Here is a 20,337-nt window from a genome sequence, read left to right as displayed (position 1 = left end):
TTGTATCTCTCGACGGATCGCCTCAGTCGTGGTGGCGCTCCCCTGCAGAACCTGGCCCATCGTGCTTGCTTCCATTCGAGTGAAAAGAGTGCACCATCAAAGCCTGGGATCAAACATCTTAGGGATTTGCGTGCTTCGGCGTGCTGATGTTGATCGTCGGCACAGCGCCGCTATTTGCACAGCCGGATTTGACCCGTCGCTCGGCAGCACCGTCGCCGATCGTCCCAGCGCCTCGTATGTCTTCATCACTGTCATTAAAGAATTTCGTACAGATTCCCTGGCAACCTTCAAGAGGCTCAACGCCCAGCAGTTCCAATACGTGCCTGCGGAGGTCTGGCAACCGAAACCTGTCGTGAGCGATGCGTTCCGTATACGGGTCCAGCAAGGCTTGGATGCATTGGCTAAGACTTCAAAGCCGGCTTGCCGCGATCGGGGCAGGGCAGCAAGACCAATATTCACGAAAGGAATTTCCTGGAAGCGAAACGTTATTGGAATCGCTCCTCAAGTGAGCTGTAGCCTCAACGTAAAGGCGTCCAGATGCTGCCGTATATAGGCATAAACCAACAGAGAGATCATAGTACGAGGACATCGCTATGCCGAACAACGTACGGGCCACGAACTCCCCCCACACGATCACACCGACCGTCCGCGCACCCGAAGAGACCGGCGGCCTACCGTCGGTCTCCCGCAGCGCCCCGGACACGCCGGTCGGGTATAGCGGGCAGATGCTGCCTCTTTCTCGCAGCCCAGTGCGGCGCTCGCGCTCTGATGGAGGCACTCACGGCGTGGCGCCTCGCCAGCCTTTGCCTACACGCGCGAATTCCTACCTCGGGTTAGAGCGTGGTGCGGCGCCTTTGGCGTTGGAAGTACAGAGCGTGTCTGGCATATCCAGATCCGAGCAAACCAGCAGTGCTGAAGGTACGACGGCCGCCGCCAGGCGCGAGTTGCTGCTAACCGACTACCAAGCCGCGATCGCCCGACCGCTCGACCTTGATCGCGCGCTCGCAGCCGTGAAGTTACGCGCGGCTGCCGAGATTTATTGCGAGAAGAACAACTTGGCACGTTTCGCTCCACGGCCACCACGCACGAGCGCGGGAGATCAATGCCTCAAGGCTCTGGTCAATCGGCCCGTCGATGAATTGATCGCCGAAGTGCAGGCCACCCCACGCAAATTCAGCCGAACGCAGCTTACCGACGTAGCACAGCGGCACCTGCTTGCCGCATTGAATATCGACATAGCGCTTTACAAAAAGGGCGTACACAAGGCCGGCCTATACGAAGGGCTGCATTCGGTGGCGGGGCGCGCTTTCAGCGTAGCGGCTGCAGCAGTCAGTGCTGGGGTTTCCCAGGTCCAAGGCGTGAGCAAGGCCGTCACCAAGACCGTCAAAGTTCTTTCTCACCAACTGCCGGCCAGCATGGTCAATCCAGCCCTGACGGGCGGCCTTCGCTCCGTCACAGACGTCAAAGAATCGTTTAAGCGCGTAGGTGGACTCCCTGTCCTGGCGCCGCAGATCGACAAGAGCCTCGATATGGGCAAGATCGCGAAGGCCGCGAGGGAAATGCGCAGGCAACTCGACGAGGCTGTCGAAAATTTTGCGCATGCCCCTGAGAACGACTCCCCGGCGCTGGGACGATTGGTGGAGGCCTTTCTCGCGCTGCATGGCGTGGCCGACCGACAGTACCGGCGCCGCATTGGCCTGAATCGCACGCAAACCTACAGTAAAGGTTGGGGCATGGCTGTCAATGGCGTGGCCGCCGTAGGCACGGTTGTGAGCACTACAGTACCGTTGGTGGGTCAAGTCGCCGGTCCCGCTATTCTGGCCAGCACGATCCCGTTGCAATGGGGGGCGGGCTACCTGGACGAACGGCGCAACAAGCACCGCTACACCCTGCGCGCCAACACCAAGTGGGGGGACTTTCTGAAGGACGATGCTGCGAAGATCCATTTCAAGAACCTGACTACCGAGCATGTTTCCGAGTCCAAGCTGCGCCAGTCGTTCCTGACCCAGCCACAGGTGCAGATCGCCGCGATTCGCGAGGTCTACGAGGACGCGATTGGCCAGCTGATGCGGCGGCGTGCAGAACTGCAGAAGCATATCGACGTCCAATGCGAGGCGGGCACTCCGATGCGCGCCCTTGCGCTGCAGCAGCAGGAACTGGATACCGAGATCGACGTGGCCAAGATGCACGCCGACCAATTCGAGTCTTTCGACATGGACCGATGGCGCGCCATTCCTGAGGACAGCGTAATCGGGCGCTGCCTAGACGACCTCGACAATCTCGAGAAGGCCAATCGTCGCGCGCGTCTGCGCAAGCCAGGCGAAGGTGCACAGATCGTGCAGCGCTACGTGCAGGCATTCCACGGCGGCGTGTCGATGGGGACGGCGCTACCGGTGGTCGATGCCATCGCATCTACCGACAGCTTCTATGCGAATGACTCGCACGGGAACGACGATGGCTTACAGCCCGCGCCGCTCGGCGTGGCGGCGGGCACGGGTATGGCGGGTGGTGCCGTCTTCACCGGCGCAACAGGCGAGGTACGGATGAGTAAAGCTGACAATAAGAAGACCATGGCGCAACTGCGCGTTGACCCCGAGGTATACGCAGCCGATGCTGAGGACTGGCGATTCCGCGCCGGAGATCGCGATGTCGACCTGCGTACGTCCGCCGGATACCGGCAACACGCACAGACGCGCTGGGACGAGCTTATGCGGGTTGCACAGGCGCTCAAGCATGGGCTCACGAGCGGCCCGGTGGGACTGAAGAACTTAGCGGCCGCGAAGATGGAATTGCGCCAGGCACGGGCCAGCCTACAGTCGGCGCTCGATGCACTGGCCGCGTCAGGTCTGCAGCGCCAGACGCCCGATCCCGCCCGTGCTCCAACGATCTCGTCGATGAAGGACCGGCTCTATGACTATCAAGCAGTGCGACTGCACCTGATGGCTTAACACCATCGTCCATAAGGCCGCGCTCGCACTGGCCTGATCTAATGCTCGTGGGCACATCGATAGGGAGTGTCTGCAAGGAACCCGTGAGACTTATTTACTGACAGCGAGTCAGCTCAATTTTGGCTTTTTTTTGCACGAATCCCTGCCGACCCCCAGCCTGGTTTACACGCCTGCGCGCTACGGCGACGGTCGGGTGGAAACCGATCCGCTGAATCCGAAGCGCAGAACCGGCGGTGCGGCGGCGTTCGCGCAGCTGGGCGCAACACGCATTCGCCCACAGGTGGACGCGCGCGTGGCGGTGGATCGTCAGCGGCCGACGCTATGGGGCCTTTCGTATGGCGGGCTGTTCGTGCTGCAGGTGTTGTTGACGCAGCCGCAGCTTTTTCAGCACTACGTCGCGGTCGACCCGTCGCCGGGGTGGTGCGATGGGTTTCTCGTTCAGCAAGCGCGTCGCTTGGTGGATCATGAACAAGCAGGTTCTGCAGACCCGCAGCCATCAAAGCGTCGTCTGACGTTGATGGCAGGCGAGGGCGCACCAGTGGCACGCGATGCAACGCCGGATCGCCCCGGCCGGCCGCGTGCAGATCCACACGCTGCACAAAGCCTTGTAACGCTGTTGTCTTCTCTACCCGTACCCGTACCGTACCCGGCCTCACCGCCGAGTACCACCTGCTACCTGGCCTCAGCCATGGTCAAACGCTGGGCGCATCACTCGCGCCAACGTTACGGGACGCAGCGACGCGTTGAAGACGCTAGATCAAGCAAGCGATCGAAGATACATCGCTCTAGAAATCCACAATCACGCTGTTGCCGGTCGCAGCGTGCGCGCATGCAGCGGCGGCAACTCGGCGCAGGCGCTCAATCGTCGCGCGTCTCGCTCAGGTCCGCAGCGTCGTCGGCCGCCTCAATCATGTCGCCATGCGATTCGTCGTTATCGGCACGCGCATAGTGCACGGTCTCCACCGGTCCACTGACCGCGCGGCCACGCACCGGTAGCAGCGCGCTGGCCGCTTCGTATTCGGCCAGCAACGCATGCCGACGTGCTTCTGGTACCTCCTGCCAATGGCAGTCGACCAGCGCGCCTTCCAGCGAATACAGCAGATTGAGGCTGGGCTTGAAGCCGGCGCGGCGCACTTTGACGAACGCGCCCACCGCCCCCACTGCCTGCAGATCCTCCTGCGTGCGCAAGCCGACCTGACGTAGCCACGCTGCACTTTTCGGGCCGATATTGCGCAGCCGTTCGGTGGTCACGTCAGCGCGCCGACAAAGACCTGCGCGATGGCTTCCAGGCCGCGCTGATCGTCGGCGTCGAAGCGATCCAGCTCCGGGCTGTCCAGATCCAGCACGCCGATCAGCGCATCGGCCTTGACCAGCGCAATCACCAGCTCCGAGCGCGATGCCGAATCGCAAGCGATATGCCCGGGGTATGCCTCCACATCGGCGATACGCTGGCTCTGCCGGGTGCTGGCGGCCGCGCCGCACACGCCCTTGTCCAGCGGAATGCGCACGCAGGCCGGCAAGCCCTGAAACGGCCCCACCACCAGCTCGTGGCCATCGTAGAAATAGAAGCCGGCCCAATTGAGCGACGGCAACGAATGGAAGATCAGCGCGGCCAGGTTGGCGGCATTGGCGATCCGATCCGGCTCGCCATGCACCAGTGCCTGGGCCTGGGCGGTGAGCTGGGCGTATTGTTCCGGCTTGCTGCCGGTCAGCGAAGAGGTTGCGAGCATGGCCGAAGTCTAGCAGCGGCCATCCGCAGGGTCGTTGCGACTCAGCGTTCCGTTCGGATCCGCACGCTATGCTGCGCGCCCTCACTGCAAGCGCGGCGTGGCCGCAGGAACCAAACCCATGCCGTTTCCCGCGTTGTACGTCACCGGCACCGACACCGGTATCGGCAAGACCACGGCCAGCACCGCGTTGCTGCATGCGCTTCGCGCACGCGGGCATACCGCGGTGGGCATGAAGCCGGTCGCCAGTGGCTGCGAGGTAACCGCGCACGGCTGGCGCAACGAGGACGCACTGGCGCTGCAGGCCGCCAGCGACCCGCAACCCGACTACGCCACCCTCAATCCCTACGCTTTCCCCGCCCCACTGGCGCCGGAACTGGCCGCCGCCGACGTCGGCGTCACCCTGTCACTGGCGCCGATCGCCGGCGCCTTCGCGCAATTGCGCGCCCAGGCCGAGGTGGTGGTGGTCGAAGGCGTCGGCGGCTGGGCCGCCCCGTTGAGTGCCGATCTGGACCAGACCGATCTGGTCCGCGTGCTCAAGCTGCCCGTCGTGTTGGTGGTCGGCATACGGCTGGGCTGCATCAACCACGCGCGCCTGACCGCCGCGGCGATCGCCGCCGACGGACTGCACTGCATCGGCTGGATCGCCAACGAAATCGATCCGCAGATGGAGCGCATCGAAGAAAACATCGGCATGCTGCGCCAGCGCCTGGCGATGCCGTGCTGGGGCCGGATCGCATGGCGGCTGGGTGCCGATGCCGCGACCCAGGCGCAGGGGTTGCAGCTGCCTGCGTGAGTTCAAGGCAAAGGCGATTTCGATGCCGTGCGTAGAGTTGCTTAGGCACTACGCCAGCGATCAAAACAATAAAAAAGCCCGACAGAAGGAGGGATCTGTCGGGCCGGATTGCATGGGGGGAGGGACCCATGCAAAGACGCTGTGTTTGGTGTCCGTTACGTGCGCCGGGTCTTACCTTTGGTCGCTTGTTCGCTGCCTGCATCGAACTGCTGCTTGGCCAATTGGCGCAGCGCATCGGATGCCTTCAAGCCCAAACCGACGACTTCCTGATTCACCGAAGCCAGGCGTTCCAGGTTGTCGCGGGCCAGTTGCAGCCCCTTCGGCCAGAGCGTCTTGTAGGCACCCAGATCGCGTGCCTGGGTAAACTCACCGAAGAAGCTTGTGGTTGCGCTGACGTTTTGTCCCAAGGTCTTCAGCTGCAGACCAAACGCGTTTTCTGCGTGTTCCATCGCTAACTGGTTGACGCGTGCCGCTGCTGAAGCAAAGGTATTGAAGCTGTTTTCGGACTGCGCCGACATTGCGAACCCCTTGGGGGAAAGCTGTGACCGTTTGTTGCGTTGCAGCATACGCGGATCTTGTTGCGATGCAACACGTTTGCTTAAGATTTCCAAAATGGCCTCCAACGTCCTTTGGAATCAATGAACTATCCTGGCCGCACAAACGACAAGGCCGCCCAGCAGGCGGCCTTGTCGTTTGTGCGCCATGCAATCAGCCGCGATAACGGCATCCGGAGGTGCAGGTTTCATGCACCACGATCTCGCTCAGTGCCGACAGCGCCGGTTTGAGCTGCTGCCAGATCCAGATCGCCAGATGTTCGCTGGTCGGGTTCTCCAATCCCTCGATTTCGTTAAGGTAGTGGTGGTCCAGGCGCTCGTAGATCGGTTTGAAGGCGGCCTTGATGTCGCCGAAATCCATGATCCAGCCGGTCTCGGCACCCGGCTCGCCGCTGACATGCAGCTCGATCCGAAACGAATGCCCGTGCAGGCGAGCGCATTTGTGGCCGGGCGGCACATTGGGCAGCCGATGTGCGGCTTCGAGCGTGAAGACTTTGAAGATATCCATGCGCGACATTGTAAGTGCGCCAGTGCTCCTCGGGCTGTCCCAATCGCAGCGATACAGCGCATCAGAAGGTTGGCCGCACCGTGTGTGGCGCCTCGCCGAAGCACCGGTGTTGCCGCAGCGCTTCGGTGACTTTAAGAGCGCTCCGGTGCCGGAGCGTTACCAGACTCAGCGGCCACGTTCCGACAGCCATACATCACGAACGATCCGCAGGCCTGGATCGACAGACGATGGGGGAAGGTGGCACTGGGTTTCTGATGATGCCGCGTCGCACAGATGCGCCCACAAAAAAGCCGCTACGAAGGGCTGATACTGTTCACTCAAGCTGCTGGTCGAGGGTTGTTGCAACTGGGGGCATTCGCAACGCCCAATAAATAACGGCGCTTCCCCCGAGAGAGGGACGCGCCGTCTTTTCTTAAGTGAACAGTATTACCCGGAAGGGCGGCTTTTTATCGGTGCTAGCCGCAGCGCCAGCCAAACCGGCGCGCAGGATTCAGCGGGTACCGCTCGGACGCTGACCACCACGGCCACCATCGCGACGGCCTGCACCAGCACCGGCGGCAACACCAGCCTGACGCGGACCGCTGCTACGCTGACCACCCGGCTTTTTCGGGCCTGCGTGTGCATGCGCCTGACGCGGTGCATCGCCATGCGGACGACGGGCGTGGCTCTTGCGCGGCGCGCGATCGCCACCCGGCTGCTCGGCACGGCCCGGGGCGCTATTGCCCCAACGGATCGGGGTCTGCGGCTCGTACCCCGGCACGTCGCGGATTTCCACATCGCGGCCCAGCATGCGCACGATCTGACGCAGCAGCTTGGCTTCGTCCTGCGCCACCAGCGAAATCGCTTCGCCGGTCGAGCCGTTACGCCCGGTGCGGCCGATGCGGTGCACGTAATCTTCGGCCACCATCGGCAGGTCATAGTTGATGACCTTCGGCAGCTCGTTGATGTCGATACCGCGCGCGGCGATATCGGTGGCCACCAGCACAGTCACACGGCCGGCCTTGAAGTCGCTCAGGGCACGCATGCGCTGACCCTGGCTCTTGTTGCCGTGGATCGCCGCGGTCTTGATGCCGGACTTTTCCAGGAACAGCGCCAGTTTGTCGCTGCCATGCTTGGTCCGCGCGAAGACCAGGGTTTGCTCGCGGCTGTCCTGCGCCAACAGGTGCAGCAGCAGATCGCGCTTGCGCGCGCCATCGACCGGGTGCACGCGGTGGGTGATGCTCTCGGCCACGGTGTTGCTCGGGGTGACCTGGATCTGCATCGGGTTGCGCATGAATTCCAGCGCCAGCTGCTTGATGTTCTCTTCGAACGTGGCCGAGAACAGCAGGGTCTGGCGGTCCTGGCGCGGCAGCTTGGTCAGGATGCGCTTGATCGACGGCAAAAAGCCCATGTCGAGCATGCGGTCGGCTTCGTCCAGGATCAGCACTTCGATGCCGGACAGGTCCACGCTGCGACGCTCGATATGGTCGATCAGCCGGCCCGGGCAGGCGATCAGCAGATCTACGCCACGACGCAGAGTGTCGAGCTGGTTGCCCATGCCCACGCCGCCGTAGATCACCGCGCTGGGAATACGCAGGTACTTGCTGTAGCCGCGCAGGCTGTCATGCACCTGGGTGGCCAGCTCACGGGTGGGGGTCAGGATCAGCGCGCGCGGCTTGCGCGGGCCGTTGACCGGCTGCGGCGTCGTGCCCAGGTGCTGCAGCAGCGGCAGGCCGAACGCGGCGGTCTTGCCGGTACCGGTCTGTGCGCCGGCCAGCAGGTCGTGACCTGCCAGCACCAGCGGGATCGCCTGCTGCTGGATCGCGGTGGGGGTTTCATAGCCCTGCTCGGCCAACGCGCGCAGCAGGAAGGGCGCAAGGCCCAGGGATTCAAAATACATCAGGAAGCTCCAAGTAAAGCGTCGCCACCAGGCAAAGCCCGGAGCGCAGACGCATTGCAAATGCAAAAAGTGAGGCTCGGAGCGTTCCCGTGAACCGCGCTGCGAGATGGTGGAACAACCCGATCAAAAGAGCGATGGGTTTGTCGGCACCACGAAAGGCGTCGGGTGGGGCGGGCGAGCGGATCGATCGATCCTGGCCTCGCCGGCTGTCCCTAAGGGAAACGGACGGCCGCATGCAGACCAGAAAAGTGTACGCGCGTTTGGCGCGCTGCACAAAAAGCGAGTTCATCGGTTGGGCTACGGGTCAGTTGTTTCAGATGAAACCAGTGTTGCGGCAGGCCGTACAATCGGCCGATCAGCCACAGCACAGGATGGTCATGAAGCTAGGTTCCCTGAAGGAAGGCGGCCGCGATGGCAGCCTGATCGTGGTCGCGCGCGATCTGCGCACGGCGGTGCGCGCCACCGGTATCGCGCCCACGCTACAGCGTGCGCTGGAAGACTGGAGCAATGTCGCGCCGCGCCTGAACGCCTTGTCGGCCTCGCTCAACGACGGCAGTGCCGATGGTGTGTTCGATCTGGATCTGCAGGCGCTGGCTGCACCGCTGCCGCGCGCCTACGAGTTCGTCGATGGCAGCGCCTACCTGCCGCATGTGGAGCGGGTGCGTCGTGCGCGCAATGCCGAGGTGCCGGAAAGCTTCTACACCGAGCCGTTGATGTACCAGGCCACCAGCGCCGGGTTCTACGGCCCGCGCGATGCCATCAAGGTGATCAGCGAGGAGCACGGCATCGATCTGGAAGCCGAGCTGGTGGTGATCACCGACGATGTGCCGATGGGCGCCTCGCCCGAGCAGGCCGCCGCGCACATCCAGTTGGTCGGCCTGGTCAACGACGTCTCGCTGCGCAATCTGATTCCGGCCGAGCTCGCCAAGGGCTTTGGCTTTGTGCAATCCAAGCCGCGCTCGGCGCTGTCGCCGGTGTTCGTCACCGTGGATGAATTGGACGAGGCATGGCGCGACAACAAGGTGCATCTGCCGCTGGTCACCCACGTCAATGGTGCCTGGTTCGGCGCGCCCGAAGCCGGCAACGACATGCAGTTCGACTTCGCTCAACTGATCGCCCACGCCGCCAAAACGCGGCCGCTCTCGGCCGGCACCATCCTCGGCTCAGGTACGATCGCCAATCAGGACACCACGCTGGGGGCCTCGTGTTTTGCCGAACAGCGCGTGGTGGAAACCCTGCGCGACGGCACGCCGAGCACGCCGTTCATGTCATTCGGCGATGTGGTGCGGATCGAGATGTTTGATGCCGATGGCGCCAGCATCTTCGGTGCGATCGAACAGCGCGTCGAACGTCAGCCGCTACCATGACATCGGCGAAGGCGTCTGCGAAGGGAGTGACGAAGACCTGCATGCGAGGCCGGGTATGAGTTCCCAACTGGAATTGTTTTCATACTGGCGCTCCAGCGCCGCGTATCGCGTGCGCATCGGCCTGCAGCTGAAGGCGCTCGCCTACATCGCGCACCCGGTGCATCTGGTGCGCGATGTAGGCGAGCACCATGCACCCGCCTATGCGCAGCTCAACGCGCAGGAACTGGTACCCACGTTGCGGCATGGCGCGGTGGTGATTCCGCAGTCGCTGGCGATCCTGGAGTATCTGGACGACGCGTTCCCGGACAGTGCGCGGCTGCTGCCTGTGGCGCCGGCCGAGCGCGCCCGCGTGCGCGCATTGGCGCAGGTCATCGCCTGCGATGTGCATCCGCTCAACAATCTGCGCGTCACCCAGTTTTTCGAACGCGAATGGCAACTGGATGCCGCACAACGCGAGCACTGGACGCATCACTGGATGCAAAGCGGTTTTGCTGCATTGGAAGCGCAGTTGGCCAACGATCCGCACACCCGCACGTTCTGCCACGGCAACACGCCGGGGCTGACTGATTGCGTGCTGATTCCGCAGCTCTACAACGCGCGCCGCTTCAAATTTGATCTGATGCCGTATCCAACCCTGCAACGCATCGAACAGGCGTGCCTGGCACTGCCTGCATTCGATGCGGCGCGGCCGGAAATACAGGTGGATGCAGTGGTTGCCTGATCGGCACCAACAGATACGCGACGTAGAGCGCTCATCCACGATTTGAATCGTGTTCCTGAGCCCGACTGAGAGTGCCGGGCGATCAGTCGGCAGAGGAGTGGCCGGCGCGCAGTAACGGCAGCACACGCGTGCTGCATGCCGACCGGAAACACCGGTTGCGCACGCCTGGCAGCTGCGCCGGTATCGCTGGCTGGTTGTCGCCGGCCGCATGAAACGCACGCAATGCGCGTCGATGACGGCAACCATGGGCCGCTCTCCCGCGGCCGCCCATGGCAAGCGCGTGCGTCAACACGCCTGCGCTTGCTCATTCAGTCAGTCAAGTGAACCCGTGGCTGATCTTCGGTGCTGCCGCCGTTTCGTAATCCGCGTACGGATCGTGCTCGCCGGAGCCGCCTTCGGACAGGCGGAACTTCAGTGCCAGACCATCGCGCGAGTCGGCAGCGCGCAGCGCTTCCTCCTGCTCGATCTCACCGGATTTAACCATGCGGAACAGGCATTGGTCGAAGGTCTGCATGCCTTTTTCCAGCGACTCTTCCATCGCCGCCTTGACCTCGTGCACCTGCCCGCGCCGCAGCAGGTCGCGAATCATCGGCGTGTTGAGCAGCACTTCGGTGGCGGGGCGGCGGCGTCCGTCCTGACCCTTGACCAAGCGCTGCGACACCACCGCACGCAGGTTCAGCGCCAGATTCATCAGCACATTCTTGTGCGCGCTTTCCGGGAAGAAATTGAGGATGCGTTCGATGGTCTGATCGGCATTGTTGGAATGCAGCGTCGCCAGGCACAGGTGGCCTGTCTCGGCGAAGGCGATCGCCGCCTCCATGGTGTCGGCATCCAGGATTTCGCCGATCAGGATCACGTCCGGCGCTTCGCGCATTGCGTTCTTCAGCGCGCTCTGGAACGTATGCGTGTCCAGGCCGACCTCGCGCTGATTCACGATCGACATCTTGTGCTTGTGCAGGTATTCGATCGGGTCCTCGATGGTGAGGATGTGCCCGGTGGTGGTGCTGTTGCGGTGGTCGATCATCGACGCCAGCGAGGTCGACTTGCCCGAGCCGGTCGAGCCAACCAGCAACACCAGACCGCGCGGCGTCATGATGACGTCCTTGAGCACCTGTGGCAGGTTGAGCTCTTCGATACTCGGGATCCGGCTGCGAATGGCGCGGATCACCATCCCCGCCTCGCCGCGCTGCTTGAACACGTTCACACGGAAGCGTCCGGCGTCGGGCAGCGAGATGGCCATGTTGAGTTCTAGGTCGCGCTCGAACTGCGGCACCTGGCCCTCGTCCATCAACGAGTAAGCGATTTTCTTGACCATCCCCGGCGGCAACCCCGTATTGCCGAGCGGGTAGAGCTTGCCTTCGATCTTGATGTACACCGGCGCGCCGGTGGTCAAAAACATGTCCGAGGCATTCTTTTCGGTCATCAGCTTCAAGAAGTAGCCGATATCCATGCGCAATGGTTCCCCAACAAACAGCAGCGTCTCGTTGCAAGTACGCCGCAGGCTTCCGACAATGGCCGTGCTCGAGACTTCTCGCTACGGCTCCCCTAATGACGGCTAGCTTCGCATACTTGCGGCGATCCCTGTATGGCATCGCCTGTTTCATGGTTCTTTCCTCTCCCGCCGCCGCCCAGGTGGCGCCGGAGCTCACCGTTGCCGAACAGGCCGTGCAACGCGCCACCCAGGCAGATGCCGACCAATACGCCCCTGATCTGGTCAATCTGGCCCGACAAGAATTGATGCAGGCCCAGCAGGCGCAGCTGGACAAGCGCCAGCGCAAGCAGGTGCCGCAGATCGCCTTGCGCGCAGCCGCCAATGCCGATCTGGCTAAGGCACGCAGCGAACAAGGTGTGGTCACTGCCCAGCTTGAACAGCGCCGGAAGGAAGTGGCGCAGCTGCAGAACAGCCTCAATACCGGGGAGGCTGGCCGATGAAACTGCGTCCGCTTCTCTATCTCGGTGTCATGAGCATGGCCGCACTGCCGCCGCTGGCAATGGCCGCCAAGGACGACCCGCAGGCCGACGCGCTCACCCTGCGCCTGGCCGCGCTGCAGAACGACCCGCAGACCAATGAGTTGGCTCGCTTCGAGCGATTGCAGGCGCAGCAGATCGTGGCCTCGCTGGCCGACGCCAAGCGTCGCGACCGCGACGAACTGGTGTTTCTGGCCGACCGCCGGGTCGAAATTGCCGAACTCACCGCCCGCACCGCACTGGCGCGGCGCGAGCTGGATCGGCTGGAAGGCACCCGCAACGATCTGCTGATCGAAGCCAGCCGCCGTGACGCTTCACGTGCGCGCCAGGAGGCCGAGCGTCTGCGCGTGCAAGCGCAGATCCAGGCCGAAGAGGCCGAGCGCATGCGTCAGGCGGCCGAACAGGAAACCCTGGCCCGCCAGGATGCCGAGCTGGCACTGACCAGCGTGGCCGGCAAGCAGACCGCCAAGCTCAATGCGGCCCAGCAGAAAGCCGTGCAATTGGCACACGAAGAAGCCGAACTGGTGTCCGGTGCCAAGTTGCCGTCCGCCAAGTTCGACACGCGCGGCGAAGTGTTTTCGCTGGGCAGCGGCGCGTTCGGTGGCAAGGCCGCCCTGTCTGGCGATGCCGCACGACAAGCCAAGGCGCTAGCCGAATATCTGAACATCGGCAAGAAGGGCCGGGTGAGCATCGTTGGTTTCGACAGCGATGCAGCCATGGCTGAGAAGCGGGCCGAAGCGGTGCGTGATTCCCTGGTCGCCGCTGGTGTGGCCAGTGCACGCTTGCAGGTCAGCGGGACCAAGGCTGCCGCCAGCAAGACGCGTGCTGAAGAGGTGATCGTCTCGCCGTAATGCAAGTGGTTGGAAGTTAAGGTCTTTTAACCCGGGAATGACGCCCGGTTGAACCGCGGTCACCGATTGACGCAGGGAACGCCAAAAGCAGCCGTTCTGGCCTTGAACCCCCTCCGCGACCGGCGTAGGGTCGTAGTCCTGGGTAGCACTCCGCTGCCTGGAAGTACGGAGGGCCGGCCAGTGACGCAAGGGCACGCATCAACGCAATTCGGTGGCAAGGTTGTTGGTTCCGCCAGTGCGCTTGCCGTTGTGATCCGGGAGTCTTCCATCCCCAAGCAGCGCCCCGTGCCGCCAGCGGCCGGGGCGTTCTTTTTTCAAGTGAAGGAGGTAACGCCATGTTCGAAGGGCAACCGCAGACTGAAATCGACGCATTGGTCAAGTCTGATCCCGAGTTCAAGCAGCTGTACCAACGCCACAAGCTCTTGAACAAGAAATGCATGGATGCCGAACTCGGGGTGCTCCCGATCGACGACGTGACCTTGGGCCAGATGAAACGCGAGAAATTGCAGGCCAAAGAGAAGCTCACCCGGATGTACGACCAGCTCACCTACTGATCCTTCCCCACATCTAGAACAAGTTCACCGTCGCGGGCGGTGGCAGCCTCCTCGTCGGCTCGCCACCGTCCGCGTCTTTACTTTGTGCGGCGGTCTGAGAACGGCTGTTGAGCACGCTCGTTCATACGTCGGTGCGATCGTTTCAACTCTGAATGAGCATTCCCCAGCGGTTCGTCGGATAATGGGCGGCCTAGCCCAAGCGGCGCAGCGACGATATCCGATGGCGATCCATTCCTCCGTACTCGAACTGATTGGCAACACGCCGATCGTCAAGGCACAGCACCTGGACACCGGCGTCTGCGAGCTGTTCTTCAAGCTGGAGGCGGCAAACCCTGGTGGATCGATCAAGGACCGTATCGGCTTGTCGATGATTGAAGCAGCCGAACGGCGCGGTGACTTGATCCCAGGCGCCACGCTGGTCGAAGGCACCGCCGGCAACACCGGTCTGGGTCTGGCATTGGTCGCGCAGCAGAAGGGCTACCGGTTGATCCTGGTGGTGCCGGACAAAATGAGTCGCGAGAAGATCTTCAATCTCAAGGCCATGGGCGCACAGGTGGTGCTGACGCGTTCGGACGTGGCCAAGGGCCACCCGGAGTATTACCAGGACCTGGCCGCCAAGATCGCGTCCGAGACGCCCGGCGCCTACTTCATCAACCAGTTCGGCAACCCGGACAACCCGGCCGCGCACGAGTTCGGCACCGGCCCGGAAATCCTGGCGCAGATGGACGGCGATCTGGACGCGATCGTGTTCGGTTGCGGCAGCTCCGGCACCATGACCGGCCTGTCGCGCGCGTTCGCCACCGCCTCGCCGCACACCGAGCTGGTGCTGGCCGACCCGGTCGGCTCAATCCTGACCCAGTACATCGAAGAAGGCACCGTCAGCGAAAAATCCGGCAGCTGGCTGGTCGAAGGCATCGGCGAGGACTTCCTGCCGGATATCTCCGACTTTTCGCGGGTCAAGAAGGCCTATTCGATCAGCGACGCGGAAAGCTTCCACACCGCGCGCGAGTTGCTGGCCAAGGAAGGCATCCTCGGCGGCTCGTCCACGGGCACGCTGCTGGCCACCGCGTTGAAGTACTGCCGCGAGCAGACCACGCCCAAGCGCGTGCTGGTGTTCGTCTGCGATACCGGCAACAAGTACCTGTCCAAGATGTACAACGACTACTGGATGCTGGACAACGGCTTTCTGGAGCGCCCGCAGCACGGCGATCTGCGCGACCTGATCCTGCGCCCGTACAACAAGCGCGACACCGTGGTGGTTGGCCCGAAGGACCTGCTGACGACCGCTTATCAGCGTATGAAGCTTTACGACGTCTCGCAGCTGCCGGTCATCGACGAGGGTGAGCTGGTCGGCATCGTCGACGAAAGTGACGTGCTGCTGCATGTCTACGGCGACGAGGCGCGCTTCCGTGACCCGATTTCCACCGCCATGGTCAGCAAGCTCGATCGCCTGGATGTCGTCTCCCCGATCGAAGCGCTGCTGCCGGTGTTCGACCGCGGCCAGGTTGCCATTGTCATGGACGGCAACCAGTTCCTCGGCCTGATCACCCGTATCGACCTGCTCAACTACCTGCGTCGCCGCGTGCAGTGATCGCGCAGTGCCGCGCGCCCGGCTGAGACGCGCGGCGCCGGCCATTAAGACCTGCTTGGTACAATCCACCACTTTTTTCGGGAACCTCCATGTCCAATCGCACCACTAGCAGCCACGCTGGCGAGCGTGAACTCTCGCTTGCCACGCTGGCGATTCATGGAGGGCAGTCGCCGGACCCCAGCACCGGGGCGGTGATGCCGCCGATCTACGCGACGTCCACGTATGCGCAGTCCAGCCCGGGCGAGCATCAGGGCTTCGAGTACTCGCGCACCCACAACCCCACGCGCTTTGCCTATGAGCGCTGCGTCGCGTCGCTGGAAGGCGGTACCCGCGCGTTCGCGTTCGCCTCCGGCATGGCCGCCACCTCCACGGTGATGGAACTGCTGGACGCCGGCAGCCATGTGGTAGCGATGGACGACCTGTATGGCGGCACGTTCCGCCTGTTCGAGCGCGTGCGTCGCCGCACCGCCGGTCTGGACTTCAGCTTCGTCGACCTGACCGACCCGGCTGCCTTCGAAGCGGCGATCCGCTCCGACACCAAGATGGTGTGGATCGAGACCCCGACCAACCCGATGCTCAAGCTGGTCGATCTCGCGGCAATCGCCACGATCGCGCGCAAGCGCGGCCTGCTGATCGTGGTCGACAACACCTTCGCCTCGCCCATGCTGCAACGCCCGCTCAGCCTGGGCGCCGACATCGTCGTGCACTCGGCGACCAAGTACCTCAACGGCCACTCGGACATGGTTGGCGGCATCGCGGTGGTCGGCGACAACGCAGAACTGGCCGAACAACTAGCCTTCCTGCAGAATTCTATCGGCGGCGTCCAAGGCCCGTTCGATAGCTTCCTTGCCTTGCGCGGCCTCAAAACCCTGCCGCTGCGCATGCGCGCGCACTGCGAGAACGCATTGGCGCTGGCGCAGTGGCTGGAAACCCACCCCGCGATCGAGAAGGTGATCTACCCCGGCCTGCGCTCGCACCCGCAGCACGCATTGGCCAAAACGCAGATGTCCGGCTTCGGCGGCATCGTCTCGATTGTCCTCAAGGGCGGCTTTGATGCGGCCAAGCGCTTTTGCGAACGTACCGAGCTGTTCACCCTGGCCGAATCCTTGGGTGGCGTTGAAAGTTTGGTGAATCATCCCGCCGTCATGACGCATGCCTCTATTCCGGTAGAGCGCCGCGCCCAGCTTGGCATCAGCGATGCGCTGGTGCGGCTGAGTGTGGGGGTTGAGGATGCGGGAGATTTGCGGGTGGATTTGGAGCGGGCGCTTGAGGCTGTCCGTTCTCCATGACGGCGTCTCCGCAACGTCAGGGCATCTCTGATTCCTGGCGAACCGGGCTGGCAGGACTTCACCTGCAGTCATGGGTACGTCAGCAGCCCTGGCTGCAGCGCATCTATCGGTTGTTTCCGCGTAGTCTGCGCGATCGCGTATCAGCAGCGCTGTCCGCCCGCTCCATCGTCCAGACGCGCTTCCAGCGCACGGATGCCTGGGAGCAAGCCCCAACCGGCAACGACGCGTCTTTGCGGGTCGAGAAAGAGAGCGTCCCGTCCACGTTCGATGCGTCAGCGGGAATCAATATCCTTGGGTATATCCGCGGCGAATTCGGGTTGGCAGAGAGTGCCAGGATGTATGCGCGCGCGCTCATCAATGCAGGGGTTCCAGTGTCGTTGTATGACCTGGAGATCGGGCAGCCACACTCCTGCCAGGATCGGAGCATGGATGGCTTCATTGATCAGCGCATGCCGCACCTGGCTACCGTCGTGTTCGTGAATCCGGACTACCTGGAAGCTGCGTTCGAGCACGTCGGTCGCGCGCGAATGAAGGGGCACTACGTGATCGCCTGCTGGTTCTGGGAGCTTGAAGTGATCCCCAGCAGCTGGCTGGACGCCATCGCGCTCGTGGACGAGATCATGGTTGCCTCACAGTTCATCGAGAATGCCTTCCGTCGTATTACCGACAAGCCGATCATGCGGCTGCCTCTGCCGTTGTCCGACTGCCGCGATAGTGGCCTGCAGAGGCATGACTTCGGGCTGGAAGTCGACAAGTTCGTCTTTCTTTTCACTTTCGACTTCCATTCTTTTATCACCAGAAAGAATCCCCAAGCCGTTGTGCATGCATTTCAACAAGCATTCCCACGCGACCGTGACGACGTTCGTCTCGTTTTGAAGTCAAGCAACGGCCATATGTACCTCGAGCAGATGCGTGAGCTCATCACACTTGTGATGGGAGATTCACGGATTCTGCTACGTGACGAGGTGATCGACAAAATGCATGTGCGTGCACTTCAGCGATGCTGCGACGTCTATGTTTCGTTGCATCGTGCGGAAGGTTTCGGACTGGGGCTTGCCGAGTGCATGTCGCTGGGTAAGCCGGTCATCGCTACAGGATGGTCAGGCAATATGGAATTCATGACCGAGAGCAACTCGTGTCTTGTAGAGTACGATTTGGTCTCCGTTGCCGGGCAGTATCCCGATTCGAACGGCGCGCGCTGGGCCGAGCCGCGGATTGAAAGTGCGGCTGATGCCATGCGTCGCCTTGCCGACGATCCCGCGCGCGCGCGCGCGCTGGGCGTGGTGGCAAGAGACGATATCTGCTTGCGACTTTCACCAGACAATGCGGCGCGACATCTGTTGGCAAGGGTCGCGGAAGTAACCGAATCAATGGACTGACCGCACAGGCAACATTGTGGCCTTAACCAGGCATGCAGCGATTTGCGTGCACCTGCTTCAACAAAGTGCTGAACAATTTCTGAGGTAGCAACGTTGGATATGATCCGGTCCGTATGGGCCTTCCGTTACTTCATCCTGTCATCGATCAGGAACGATCTGCGTCTGCGTTTTGTGCAGAGCAAGCTGGGCGCATTGTGGATGATCATCCATCCGCTCATGCAGGTACTGATCTTTGCGACGATCCTGTCTGAGGTTCTTGCGGCGAAGCTGCCTGGTGTCAACAACAAGTTTGCTTACGCGCTGTACCTGATGGCCGGAACGCTTTGCTGGACCCTGTTTGCCGAATGCATCGGTAAATGTGCTTCATTGTTTGTGGATAACGGCAATCTCATGAAGAAGCAGGCGTTCCCCCGGATCTGTCTTCCACTCATTGCCGGTGGCACCGTTATGGTGAACAACCTTCTGCTGTTCCTGGCGATCTTCATCGTTTTCGCTATTTTGGGTCACACGTTGGGGCCGCAAGCAACCTGGCTGCCGCTGCTGATGCTGCTGACGCTGGCTTTCGCGATGTCGATCGGACTGCTACTTGGCGTCTTCAATGTCTTCGTGCGCGACATTGGGCAGGTTGTACCGGTCGTTCTGCAGGCGATGTTCTGGGTGACACCTATCGTCTACACCATCGATATCCTTCCAGAGCAGACGCAGCAATTGTTCAAGCTCAACCCGCTGTTTCCGCTCGTTAGCGCATATCAGCAGGTCCTACTTTACGGGCGCTCTCCCGAGTGGATGGACCTTGTCCCGTTGATGGCGGCGACAGTGGTGCTGGGCGCTTTGTCTCTGGTGGTTTTCCGCCGCGCAAGCGCGGAAATGGTGGATGCACTATGAGCGCAATGTTGACGGTTGAAGGACTGGGGAAATCCTATCGAGTCTGGGGCAGCGAATGGCTGCGTGCTGCCAGCTGGTTCGGTCTGCAGGTCAAGCCACGGGAGGAGCACTGGGTTCTGAGAGATGTCGGTTTTTCGATTGCTGCCGGCGAGTCGATCGGGATCATGGGACGCAATGGTGCCGGCAAAAGCACGCTGCTCAAGCTGATCACGGGAACTTCCCAGCCTACCGAGGGGCGAATCGTGCGTCGCGGGCGTATTGCCGCGATCCTGGAACTTGGCATGGGGTTCAATCCTGAGCTCAGTGGGCGGGAGAACGCGCGCCACTCCGCAGGCCTGATGGGATATGCGCGCGATCAGATCGATGCAGTATTGCCACAGATCCAGGATTTCGCTGAGATCGGAGAGTACTTTGATGAACCGGTGCGTACCTATTCCAGCGGCATGCAGGTGCGTGTTGCCTTCGCCGTTGCTACTGCTTTTCGTCCCGACATCCTGATTGTCGACGAGGCATTGTCGGTGGGCGATGCTTACTTCCAGGCTAAATGTTTTAAACGCATCAAGTCATTTAAGGACGAAGGCACGACCCTCATTCTCGTTAGCCACTCGGCTGGGGATATCGTCAAGCATTGCGATCGGGCAATCCTGATCAAGGAAGGCCGGGTTTACGCCGACGGGCCCTCCCGTGATGTATCCAATCTTTATCTGGACGAGCTGTTTGGTCAGAAGCCTGTCTCACTCCAGGCCGATACCAAAGACGCGCCGCAGGCGATGGCCGGCGGCAGCGAAGATGTGTTTCATACCCGGCCCTACTACAACGCAAATGAGCACCGTTGGGGACATGGCGGCGCAAGAATCCTCGATTACGTGGTTGTCAGCCAAGGGCAGGAGTTCCCACCGCGGCTGGAGAGCGGCTCAAGGACGGCGTTCTATGTGAAGATCGCGTTTGACCGCGATTTCGACAATGTTGTTCCAGGCTTTCTCGTAAAAACGCTCGAAGGATTATTCCTGTACGGGACCAACTCCTTCCTGTCCAGTGAGGGAAGAGTAGGCATGGCCGTCAAGGCTGGCGATGTAATCGTCTGCAAGTTCACCATGCCGTTGGACCTGAATGAAGCGAACTATCTGGTGTCGCTGGGCGTGTCCAGTGGCGACCCGCTGACCGAATTGGTGCCATTGGACAGACGGTATGACTCCATCGTGCTCGATGTCGCCAGAGCCATGTTGTTCTGGGGAATGATGGACCTCAAGGCAGATTTCGAGATCGTGGAGGCATCTGCATGAGCCTCTGGCGTTTTCATATCAACTCAAAGGCCAAAGA

The 20,337-nt window shown here is 62.0% G+C and carries 19 protein-coding genes and 1 pseudogene; 13 read left to right on the top strand and 7 right to left on the bottom strand.

Annotation, left to right across the window (positions count from 1 at the left end; all coding sequences use genetic code 11):
- Positions 1 to 118 precede the first annotated feature (118 nt).
- Positions 119 to 316, bottom strand: a complete 198-nt coding sequence (locus XpopCFBP1817_RS04795; protein ID WP_128416218.1) for a hypothetical protein — start codon at positions 314 to 316, stop codon at positions 119 to 121.
- 559 nt (positions 317 to 875) lie between these two features.
- Between XpopCFBP1817_RS04795 and XpopCFBP1817_RS04790 the strand changes: the two genes are divergently transcribed.
- Positions 876 to 2,948 (top strand): hypothetical protein, encoded by a 2,073-nt coding sequence (locus XpopCFBP1817_RS04790; RefSeq protein WP_208619540.1) that lies wholly within the window; start codon positions 876 to 878, stop codon positions 2,946 to 2,948.
- 154 nt (positions 2,949 to 3,102) lie between these two features.
- Positions 3,103 to 3,695: pseudogene (locus XpopCFBP1817_RS04785) on the top strand (alpha/beta hydrolase); the annotation flags it as partial.
- A gap of 111 nt (positions 3,696 to 3,806) precedes the next feature.
- Here the strand turns inward: XpopCFBP1817_RS04785 and XpopCFBP1817_RS04780 are convergent.
- Together XpopCFBP1817_RS04780 and XpopCFBP1817_RS04775 are read right to left on the bottom strand one after the other, a co-directional pair.
- Positions 3,807 to 4,199, bottom strand: a complete 393-nt coding sequence (locus XpopCFBP1817_RS04780; RefSeq protein WP_128416217.1) for a TfoX/Sxy family protein — start codon at positions 4,197 to 4,199, stop codon at positions 3,807 to 3,809.
- Complete coding sequence (locus XpopCFBP1817_RS04775) at positions 4,196 to 4,678, bottom strand: GAF domain-containing protein (protein ID WP_128416216.1); 483 nt, start codon at positions 4,676 to 4,678, stop codon at positions 4,196 to 4,198. Before XpopCFBP1817_RS04775 ends, XpopCFBP1817_RS04780 begins: the two co-directional genes overlap by 4 nt.
- A gap of 118 nt (positions 4,679 to 4,796) precedes the next feature.
- Here XpopCFBP1817_RS04775 and bioD point away from each other — a divergent pair, with 118 nt between their 5' ends.
- A complete protein-coding gene (gene bioD / locus XpopCFBP1817_RS04770) occupies positions 4,797 to 5,471 on the top strand; it encodes a dethiobiotin synthase (RefSeq protein WP_128416215.1) in 675 nt (224 codons plus the stop codon).
- A 155-nt stretch (positions 5,472 to 5,626) separates the two neighbouring features.
- On the opposite strand, the gene XpopCFBP1817_RS04765 is transcribed toward bioD, so the two are convergent.
- The 3 genes from XpopCFBP1817_RS04765 to XpopCFBP1817_RS04755 form a co-directional block, all read right to left on the bottom strand.
- The gene (locus XpopCFBP1817_RS04765) at positions 5,627 to 5,989 is read right to left on the bottom strand and encodes a phasin family protein (RefSeq protein WP_128416223.1); all 363 of its coding nucleotides are present in this window, start codon (positions 5,987 to 5,989) and stop codon (positions 5,627 to 5,629) included.
- Between the two features lie 190 nt (positions 5,990 to 6,179).
- On the bottom strand, positions 6,180 to 6,533 hold the full coding sequence (gene queD, locus XpopCFBP1817_RS04760; RefSeq protein WP_128416214.1) for a 6-carboxytetrahydropterin synthase QueD: 354 nt from the start codon (positions 6,531 to 6,533) through the stop codon (positions 6,180 to 6,182).
- 490 nt (positions 6,534 to 7,023) lie between these two features.
- On the bottom strand, positions 7,024 to 8,412 hold the full coding sequence (locus XpopCFBP1817_RS04755; RefSeq protein ID WP_128416213.1) for a DEAD/DEAH box helicase: 1,389 nt from the start codon (positions 8,410 to 8,412) through the stop codon (positions 7,024 to 7,026).
- A gap of 308 nt (positions 8,413 to 8,720) precedes the next feature.
- Here XpopCFBP1817_RS04755 and XpopCFBP1817_RS04745 point away from each other — a divergent pair, with 308 nt between their 5' ends.
- Both XpopCFBP1817_RS04745 and maiA read left to right on the top strand, forming a co-directional pair.
- Positions 8,721 to 9,779 carry a fumarylacetoacetate hydrolase family protein gene (locus XpopCFBP1817_RS04745; protein ID WP_208619541.1) on the top strand — a complete coding sequence of 353 codons (1,059 nt, stop codon included), beginning with the start codon at positions 8,721 to 8,723 and terminating at the stop codon, positions 9,777 to 9,779.
- A 55-nt stretch (positions 9,780 to 9,834) separates the two neighbouring features.
- A complete protein-coding gene (maiA, locus tag XpopCFBP1817_RS04740; RefSeq protein ID WP_128416211.1) occupies positions 9,835 to 10,500 on the top strand; it encodes a maleylacetoacetate isomerase in 666 nt (221 codons plus the stop codon).
- A 316-nt stretch (positions 10,501 to 10,816) separates the two neighbouring features.
- On the opposite strand, the gene XpopCFBP1817_RS04735 is transcribed toward maiA, so the two are convergent.
- Positions 10,817 to 11,950, bottom strand: coding sequence for a PilT/PilU family type 4a pilus ATPase (locus XpopCFBP1817_RS04735; RefSeq protein ID WP_167393830.1), 1,134 nt, complete (start codon positions 11,948 to 11,950; stop codon positions 10,817 to 10,819).
- A gap of 98 nt (positions 11,951 to 12,048) precedes the next feature.
- Between XpopCFBP1817_RS04735 and XpopCFBP1817_RS04730 the strand changes: the two genes are divergently transcribed.
- The 8 genes from XpopCFBP1817_RS04730 to XpopCFBP1817_RS04695 all read left to right on the top strand — a co-directional run bounded on the left by XpopCFBP1817_RS04730 (position 12,049) and on the right by XpopCFBP1817_RS04695 (position 20,300).
- A complete protein-coding gene (locus tag XpopCFBP1817_RS04730) occupies positions 12,049 to 12,432 on the top strand; it encodes a DUF4398 domain-containing protein (protein WP_128416209.1) in 384 nt (127 codons plus the stop codon).
- A complete protein-coding gene (locus XpopCFBP1817_RS04725) occupies positions 12,429 to 13,319 on the top strand; it encodes an OmpA family protein (protein ID WP_128416208.1) in 891 nt (296 codons plus the stop codon). The genes XpopCFBP1817_RS04730 and XpopCFBP1817_RS04725 overlap by 4 nt, the downstream gene beginning before the upstream one ends.
- 335 nt (positions 13,320 to 13,654) lie before the next feature.
- Positions 13,655 to 13,873: an HP1242/YdcH family protein gene (locus tag XpopCFBP1817_RS04720; protein ID WP_128416207.1), complete on the top strand. Its 219-nt coding sequence runs from the start codon at positions 13,655 to 13,657 to the stop codon at positions 13,871 to 13,873.
- A gap of 220 nt (positions 13,874 to 14,093) precedes the next feature.
- Positions 14,094 to 15,464: a pyridoxal-phosphate dependent enzyme gene (locus XpopCFBP1817_RS04715; protein WP_128416206.1), complete on the top strand. Its 1,371-nt coding sequence runs from the start codon at positions 14,094 to 14,096 to the stop codon at positions 15,462 to 15,464.
- Positions 15,465 to 15,553: 89 nt separating this feature from the next.
- On the top strand, positions 15,554 to 16,753 hold the full coding sequence (locus XpopCFBP1817_RS04710) for a cystathionine gamma-synthase (RefSeq protein ID WP_128416205.1): 1,200 nt from the start codon (positions 15,554 to 15,556) through the stop codon (positions 16,751 to 16,753).
- The gene (locus tag XpopCFBP1817_RS04705) at positions 16,750 to 18,132 is read left to right on the top strand and encodes a glycosyltransferase family 4 protein (protein ID WP_128416204.1); all 1,383 of its coding nucleotides are present in this window, start codon (positions 16,750 to 16,752) and stop codon (positions 18,130 to 18,132) included. Before XpopCFBP1817_RS04710 ends, XpopCFBP1817_RS04705 begins: the two co-directional genes overlap by 4 nt.
- Before the next feature lie 99 nt (positions 18,133 to 18,231).
- Positions 18,232 to 19,017: an ABC transporter permease gene (locus tag XpopCFBP1817_RS04700; protein WP_167393829.1), complete on the top strand. Its 786-nt coding sequence runs from the start codon at positions 18,232 to 18,234 to the stop codon at positions 19,015 to 19,017.
- Positions 19,014 to 20,300: an ABC transporter ATP-binding protein gene (locus tag XpopCFBP1817_RS04695; RefSeq protein ID WP_128416202.1), complete on the top strand. Its 1,287-nt coding sequence runs from the start codon at positions 19,014 to 19,016 to the stop codon at positions 20,298 to 20,300. The genes XpopCFBP1817_RS04700 and XpopCFBP1817_RS04695 overlap by 4 nt, the downstream gene beginning before the upstream one ends.
- Positions 20,301 to 20,337: the final 37 nt, after the last annotated feature.

Origin of the sequence: Xanthomonas populi (genome assembly GCF_002940065.1) — a bacterium.
Lineage (GTDB): Bacteria > Pseudomonadota > Gammaproteobacteria > Xanthomonadales > Xanthomonadaceae > Xanthomonas > Xanthomonas populi.
This window is presented reverse-complemented; position numbering and strand designations above follow the sequence as displayed.

Bases quoted from the DNA above. Each gene is read 5' to 3' on its own strand.
- XpopCFBP1817_RS04775 (WP_128416216.1), bottom strand. From the start codon at position 4,678: ATGCTCGCAACCTCTTCGCTGACCGGCAGCAAGCCGGAACAATACGCC.
- bioD (WP_128416215.1), top strand. From the start codon at position 4,797: ATGCCGTTTCCCGCGTTGTACGTCACCGGCACCGACACCGGTATCGGC.
- XpopCFBP1817_RS04765 (WP_128416223.1), bottom strand. From the start codon at position 5,989: ATGTCGGCGCAGTCCGAAAACAGCTTCAATACCTTTGCTTCAGCAGCG.
- queD (WP_128416214.1), bottom strand. From the start codon at position 6,533: ATGGATATCTTCAAAGTCTTCACGCTCGAAGCCGCACATCGGCTGCCC.
- XpopCFBP1817_RS04755 (WP_128416213.1), bottom strand. From the start codon at position 8,412: ATGTATTTTGAATCCCTGGGCCTTGCGCCCTTCCTGCTGCGCGCGTTG.
- maiA (WP_128416211.1), top strand. From the start codon at position 9,835: ATGAGTTCCCAACTGGAATTGTTTTCATACTGGCGCTCCAGCGCCGCG.
- XpopCFBP1817_RS04735 (WP_167393830.1), bottom strand. From the start codon at position 11,950: ATGGATATCGGCTACTTCTTGAAGCTGATGACCGAAAAGAATGCCTCG.
- XpopCFBP1817_RS04730 (WP_128416209.1), top strand. From the start codon at position 12,049: ATGACGGCTAGCTTCGCATACTTGCGGCGATCCCTGTATGGCATCGCC.
- XpopCFBP1817_RS04725 (WP_128416208.1), top strand. From the start codon at position 12,429: ATGAAACTGCGTCCGCTTCTCTATCTCGGTGTCATGAGCATGGCCGCA.
- XpopCFBP1817_RS04720 (WP_128416207.1), top strand. From the start codon at position 13,655: ATGTTCGAAGGGCAACCGCAGACTGAAATCGACGCATTGGTCAAGTCT.
- XpopCFBP1817_RS04715 (WP_128416206.1), top strand. From the start codon at position 14,094: ATGGCGATCCATTCCTCCGTACTCGAACTGATTGGCAACACGCCGATC.
- XpopCFBP1817_RS04710 (WP_128416205.1), top strand. From the start codon at position 15,554: ATGTCCAATCGCACCACTAGCAGCCACGCTGGCGAGCGTGAACTCTCG.
- XpopCFBP1817_RS04705 (WP_128416204.1), top strand. From the start codon at position 16,750: ATGACGGCGTCTCCGCAACGTCAGGGCATCTCTGATTCCTGGCGAACC.
- XpopCFBP1817_RS04700 (WP_167393829.1), top strand. From the start codon at position 18,232: ATGATCCGGTCCGTATGGGCCTTCCGTTACTTCATCCTGTCATCGATC.
- XpopCFBP1817_RS04695 (WP_128416202.1), top strand. From the start codon at position 19,014: ATGAGCGCAATGTTGACGGTTGAAGGACTGGGGAAATCCTATCGAGTC.